The sequence below is a fragment of the Dietzia sp. Cai40 genome, from assembly GCF_014145165.1.
GTDB lineage: Bacteria > Actinomycetota > Actinomycetes > Mycobacteriales > Mycobacteriaceae > Dietzia > Dietzia natronolimnaea.
In genome coordinates this window covers 1-6,281 of the sequence record NZ_JAALEB010000493.1, presented here as the reverse complement: position 1 = coordinate 6,281, position 6,281 = coordinate 1, and the positions used below count along the sequence as shown (strand labels likewise).

At 67.8% G+C, this 6,281-nt stretch carries 5 protein-coding genes and 1 pseudogene; 1 reads left to right on the top strand and 5 read right to left on the bottom strand.

The annotated features are described in order from the left end of the window. From G6022_RS16335 to G6022_RS16315, 5 genes and pseudogenes are all read right to left on the bottom strand, one after another. A pseudogene (locus G6022_RS16335) lies at nt 1–903 on the bottom strand (anibiotic ABC transporter); the annotation flags it as partial. Further along, nucleotides 900–1,808, bottom strand: coding sequence for an ABC transporter ATP-binding protein (locus G6022_RS16330; protein ID WP_182640259.1), 909 nt, complete (start codon nt 1,806–1,808; stop codon nt 900–902). The gene G6022_RS16330 and the pseudogene G6022_RS16335, both read right to left, overlap by 4 nt. Before the next feature lie 5 nt (nt 1,809–1,813). Further along, a complete protein-coding gene (locus tag G6022_RS16325) occupies nt 1,814–2,503 on the bottom strand; it encodes a TetR family transcriptional regulator (protein WP_179524157.1) in 690 nt (229 codons plus the stop codon). A 292-nt stretch (nt 2,504–2,795) separates the two neighbouring features. Beyond that, on the bottom strand, nt 2,796–3,821 hold the full coding sequence (locus tag G6022_RS16320; RefSeq protein ID WP_179524156.1) for a CNNM domain-containing protein: 1,026 nt from the start codon (nt 3,819–3,821) through the stop codon (nt 2,796–2,798). Continuing rightward, nucleotides 3,821–5,230, bottom strand: coding sequence for a hemolysin family protein (locus G6022_RS16315; protein WP_182640257.1), 1,410 nt, complete (start codon nt 5,228–5,230; stop codon nt 3,821–3,823). Before G6022_RS16315 ends, G6022_RS16320 begins: the two co-directional genes overlap by 1 nt. A gap of 424 nt (nt 5,231–5,654) precedes the next feature. On the opposite strand from G6022_RS16315, the gene G6022_RS16310 reads away from it, so the two are divergent. Then, on the top strand, nt 5,655–6,281 hold a 627-nt coding region (locus tag G6022_RS16310; RefSeq protein ID WP_182692036.1), incomplete at its 3' end, for a TerC/Alx family metal homeostasis membrane protein.

Genomic DNA, 6,281 nt, shown 5'->3' with positions numbered 1-6,281 from the left:
GGGGCGCGGGGCGAGGAGGCTCGCCCCGAAGTCGCGGCGTGACTGGAGGACGTAGGCGGCGGCGGAACCGACCACGGCGACGACGACGAGGGGGAGCAGCGGCCACCAGCGGTCGTACACGTAGGGGGCCGTCTGGGCCGCCCACCCGAGGGGCGAGGCCCAGGACAGGGCGGTTCCCCCGACGGCCGCCATGTCGCCGAGGGCACGGAGGATGAAGGCGACCCCGAGTACCAGCCCGGCCATCCCCGCCGCCGCCCGCGAGTAGGCGCTGAGCTGCGCGGTCACCGCGGCGATCCCGGCGAACGCCATCCCCGCGAGCGCGGTGCCCAGCCCGATGAGCAGGGACCCGAGCGGGGCGAAACCATTGGTGACCGCCAGACCGGCGACCACCACACACGCGAGGGCGTTGGTGATCGCGGCGACGATCAGGGTGGCGGTGAGGGCCGAGTGCCGTCCGGTGACGCTCGCGCGGATCAGCTCGGCGCGGCCGGTCTGCTCCTCGACACGGGTGTGCCGGGTGACCAGCATGATGTTCATCAGTGCGGCGAGAAGGAACAGGTACGGCGCGTAGCCGGCGGCGAAGAACCTCTCGAAGGTGGGGGCGTCCATGCCGAACGCGGGGCCGGTGAACATCCGGCCCACCGGCTGGGTGAACAGCGGCACCACCGCGGCCAGGTCGTCCTCCGTCGGCGCCAGCTGCGGGAGGGCCGCGCCGATGTAGATCACGAACAGCCCCAGGCCGCCGACCCAGGCCGGGAGCTTGATCCGGTCCCGGCGCAGGGAGAACCGGACGAGGGTGCCGGTGCCGGCCAGCGGGGAACCGGCACCCGCGGTGTGCGGGCGCTCGCGGGTGGGAGCGGTCGTGGTGGTCATCGCGCTGCCGGTCATCGCGCGGCCGGTCATCGCACTGTCCCGGCGTCAGCAGCGTCGCCGTAGTGGCGCATGAGCAGCTGTTCGAGGGTCGGCGGATGGGCGACCAGCGAGCGGACACCGAGCGGGGCGAGTGCACGGACGGCCTCGTCGACACTGTCTCCGTCGACCTGGAAGCGGACCTCGTCGTCGTCGATCTCCACATCGTGCACCCCCTCGACCCGCCGCAGATCGTCCGCCGGTCGGTCCGTGCGGGCGACCATCGTGGTACGGGTCATGTGGCGCAACTCCTCCAGGCTCCCGGTCTCGACGGTGCGGCCCTGCCGCACGATGGAGATGCGGTCCGCCAGCGCCTCGACCTGCGCGAGGATGTGACTGGAGAGCAGGACCGTGCGGCCGGCGGCCTTGACCTCACCGATCGCCTCCTGGAACACGACCTCCATGAGGGGGTCCAGACCCGCGGTGGGCTCGTCGAGCAGGAGCAGGTCCACCTCTGAGGTCAGGGCGGAGATCAGCGCCACCTTCTGCCGGTTGCCCTTGGAGTAGGTGCGGGCCTTCTTGGTGGGGTCCAGGTCGAAGCGCTCGCACAGCGCGTCGCGACGCCGCCTGTCGAGCGGGCCACGCAGCCGGGCGAGCAGGTCGATCGCCTCGCCGCCGGTGAGGGTGGGCCACAGCTCCACGTCACCGGGCACGTACGCGAGCCTGCGGTGGAGCTCGACGGCGTCGGTCCAGGGGTCGCCGTCGAGCAGTCTGACGATGCCGGCGTCCGCGCGGAGGAGGCCGAGCAGCACGCGCATGGTGGTGGACTTGCCGGCGCCGTTGGGGCCGAGGAAGCCGTGCACCTCCCCCCGTGCCACCTCGAGGTCAAGACCGTCGAGGGCGCGCGTGGCGCCGAAGGTCTTGACCAGTCCTCTCGCCGAGATCACGACGTCGTCCATGGTGGTCACTGCTCCTTCCGGGGGCCGTCAGGGGTGTCGAACGCGTCCGCGAACCGGTCGAGGGTGCCGGGTTCGAACAGGCCCTGGGTGAACAGCTCCACGACCGGGAGCATGTAGGGGGCGAGGCTCTCCGGCGGAGCCTCGGTGTCGAGGAAGTCCACGCCGAGCAGTCGGTTCATGTGCTCGTGCAGGACCAACGATCCCAGCGACCAGAGCGTCAGTACGATGACTCGTTCGCGCGAATGGGCGCTGGGCTTGATGAGACCGGCCTCGACGGCGGCCCCGGTGTAGGCCTCGGCGTCGGCGACCATCTCGTCGATGAGATGCGCGATGTGATCGCCTCCCTCAGAGAGGGTGCGGGCCAGGTAGCGCAGCAGCGGGCGACTGTCCTCGATCTGCCGCAGCGACTGGAGCGGGTCCAACTGTGCGCCCTGGCCCATCGAGGACTCCTTGCCCTGCCGCACCAGCCGCACCACGTGCTCGTCGCAGGCCTGGTGCAGTCGGTCCTTGCTCCCGAAGTGGTGGAGAATCAGCGCCTGCGAGACACCCGCCTCGACGGCGATGGTCTTGAGGCTCGTTCCCTTGACGCCGTGCGCGCCGAACTTGGAGATCGCCGCGTCCAGGATGCGGTCGACTCCGCTTCGATGAGCGCCGCTTCGATCGGCTCCGCTGCGGGACGGGTCATCCTCGGGCACGGCTACCGCCTTTCGTCGCTGACTGAGTGTTCAGTCAACGTAGTCCTGACTGAATGGTCAGTCAATGATTGGTCAGTCGCTGGTCAACTCTGTCGTCGCCGCGGCGCCCCGATCTCACCCGAGCTCTCCCCGGGGTTCAGCACCCACCCGAGCAACCCACCGAACACCTCGGCTGGATTGGCGGTCGCGGCCGTGGCGACACGACTGATCACCCCTCCCGCACTCCTTCTGCGTACGACTCGGGCCGAGGTGGGTTCAGACGTCGACAACCCATCCGACGACGTGCAGGGCGCTACGCCCCGGTTCGTCCGGACTCCTGGGGAAGGAGATGCTTGAGGATGTCGGAGATGGTGATCACCCCGATGAACTGGCCCTGGTCCGTCACTGCGGCCAGCTGTTCGCTGCGCTCGCGCGCCTCTGCGAGCGCCTCGTACACCGGAGTGCGAGAGTCGAACACCATCACCGGGCGCGCAAAGGCACGTGCGTGCGCATCCGCGGGCTCCATCAACGTGTCACGCACATGGACCACCTCCGGAGTGGGCGAATTGCCGTCCTGGAGGAGCACCCGCGTATAGCCGGTGCGCGTCGCGGCCTGTTGGACCTGGGCCACCGTGGCTCCGGCCGGGACCGCGGTGGGTGCCGTCGAGGTGTCGACGAGCGCTCCGATATGCAACTGGTCCAAGCCGAGCGCACCCGACAACGGGGACCGGAACGAGTTGTCGAGGGAACCCGCCGTCGCCGAGTGTTCGACGAGCTGGCGGATCGTAGCCGCGTCCTGTCCACCCACGGCGGCACGCTCAACCGGCGTGACGCCACTGGCGGAGACAAGACGGTTGGCCACTGCGTTAACCCACCGCAGCAGCGGACGGAACACCCAGATGAACCCCCTCGAGGGCAGGCCCACGAACTTGGCGGCGAATTCCGGGTGCGCAATCGCCCACGACTTGGGCGCCATCTCCCCCACCACCAGATGCAGGAAGGTCACCAGGAGCAACGACAGCCCGAACGCCACGCCACCAGCGAGCTGGGCCGGTGCGCCCCACGAAGTGAAGACCGGGCCGAGCCACGAGTCCACGGCGGGCTTGGTGACCGCACCGAGGGCGAACGTGCAGACCGTGATGCCCAACTGGGCACCGGCGAGCATGAGGGTCAGCTCGTTCATCCCGCGAAGCGCCGCGCGGGCCGAGGCACTGGTTGCCGCTTCCTTCTCGAGCCGGTGCTGTCGCGCGCCGAGGAGTGCGAACTCGATCACGACGAAGAACGCACTCAACACAATGAGCCCCGCAGTAATGGCCGTGACAACCATCGGGTTTCCCATCACCGAACCTCGCTCTTTCCAGACGCATCGTCATCGCCGGCGTCGAGGGGAACGGTGCCACCACGCTCCACGAGACGAATCCTCAGCTCACTGGGCACCAACCGCGCCACCTCGAGAACCTCGATGTCCAGCGCCACTTCTCGTGGATGGTCGGCGATCAGCTCGCGGGGATCGATTGGCAGATCGACACGCACCGTCTGCCCCACCTCGGGTAGTCGCCCGTGAGCGGCGATCACCAGACCTGCCACGGTCTCGTAGTCACCCTCGGACAGTGTGTGGCCGAGTGCCCGCTCGGCCTCGTCGATGTGGACGTCGCCATCCATCCGCCAGCAGTCCTCACCCTCAAGGGAGATCACCGAATCCGCCTCGACGTCGTGCTCGTCGGTCAGTTCGCCGATCAGCTCCTCGGCGAGGTCCTCGATGGTGATCACGCCGGCGAAACCCCCGTACTCATCCACCACCGCAGCGAGCTGGGCCTCGGAGTCCGTCAGGCTGAACAGCGCATCCGGTAGGGACATCAACGAGGGGACCACCACCGCCGGGCGCATGAGCTCGGTGACCGGCGCGTCGGGCTCCAACGACCACGCGAGCACGTCCACCAACTGCACCACCCCGACCGGCTCCTGCTCAACGGTGACGACCGGATAGCGGGTGTGTCCGGTGGCCATCAGAACCCTCACCTCCCCGACCGTCGCATCGGGTGAGACGACACTGGTGTGAGACCTCGGAACCATCGCATGCTCGACCGTCCGGTCCGGAAAGTCCAGAATTCTGTCGATGAGAACAGAGAGATTCTCGGGCAGATCCCCACTTCCCCTGGCATCGGCGACGATGCGCTCGAGATCCTCCGCCGTGGCGGTGGTGTCCAGATCGTGAACAGGATTGACCCCGACTGCCCGGAGCAACAAGTTGGCAGACTTGTCGAAGACCACGATGAGCCAGCCGAACACCGTGAGGTACACAGTGGTCGAACGGGCCAGGCCACGCGCCAGGGGCTCCGGGCTGGCCAGCGCAAGGTTCTTGGGATACAACTCGCCGAAGATCATCTGCACCACCGTCGCGGCGATCAACGCCAGCACGGTACCCACCGTCACACCGACAGCCGCGGGGACGCCGACCCCACCCAACAGGGTCCCGAGCGATTGGCCGACCAGCGGTTCGGCCACGAACCCCACCAGCAGTCCGGTGACCGTGATCCCCAACTGGGCGCCCGAGAGCATGAACGAGGTCCGTTGGGTGACCTTCAGCGCACGCGCTGCCGAGATGTCCCCCGCGTCCGCCCGCGCCTTGAGCCTGTTCCTGTCCACGGACATGTATGCGAACTCTTGGGCCACGAAGTAGCCGTTCGCCGCGATGATCGCGAGGATCGCGAGGATCCCCAGCAGCAGCATCAGGAGCGTCACGCCCATCAGAACGCTCGCTCACGTGATCGCGGTTCACGGTTCAGCGACCACGGGTTTCGCGGTGAAACTGGCCAGAGACAACTCGGACCCGGGTCGTCAGCCGACCCGGGCCTCTCGCAGGGGGTACCCATCAGGGGATTTCACTCGCTCCAAGTCTGAGATAGACGAACTCGTCGACGCCAAGTATTGCGCATGACCGTCTCGGCAACCACCCGGCGCACCCACCCCGCGGGAAGGCGGACCCGACCACGCCTCCCCCACCAGCGACTGACCCGGCGACACCTCGCCCGCCTGTGATTAACTGAACTGCACCAGAAGGGGAGTATCCCTCACGCGTTTCGTCGTCACTACGGTCCTCGGACCCGGCGGAGCGGGCCCGACAGGGCCGGGAGAGACCTTCGATCACCTACTGATCGAAAGGTCCCTGACTATGCACACCCCCCTCTGGCTCTGGCTTGCCGTCCTGGCGTTCATCATCGTGATGCTGGCGATCGACCTCGTCGCCCACCGCAAGGCTCACGTCATCGGCGTCCGAGAAGCCGCCACCTGGTCGGCCGTCTGGGTCACGCTCGGTGTGGGCTTCGGCGCGATCATCTGGGCCGTCTGGGGCGCCGAGTTCGGCCAGCAGTACTTCGCCGGCTACCTCATCGAGAAGTCCCTCGCGGTGGACAACGTTTTCGTGTGGGCAATCATCTTTGCCCACTTCGCCGTCCCGGCCCAGTTCCAGCACCGCGTGCTGTTCCTCGGGGTGCTGGGCGCTCTGATTTTCCGCGGGATCTTCATCGCCGGTGGCGCCGTGCTGATCGCCAACTTCTCGTGGGTGCTCTACATCTTCGCGGCGTTCCTGCTGTACACGGGTTTCCGGATGATCCGCCAGCGCGACGAGCACCTCAATCCCGACCAGTCGAAGGTGCTCCGGGCTTTCCGCCGGTTCGTGCCCATGACCGACACCTTCCACGGCCAGCGTCTGCTCGTGCGCAAGGGTGGGCTCATCATGGCCACTCCCCTGCTGGCCGTGTTGGTGCTCATCGAGACCACCGACATCATCTTTGCCGTC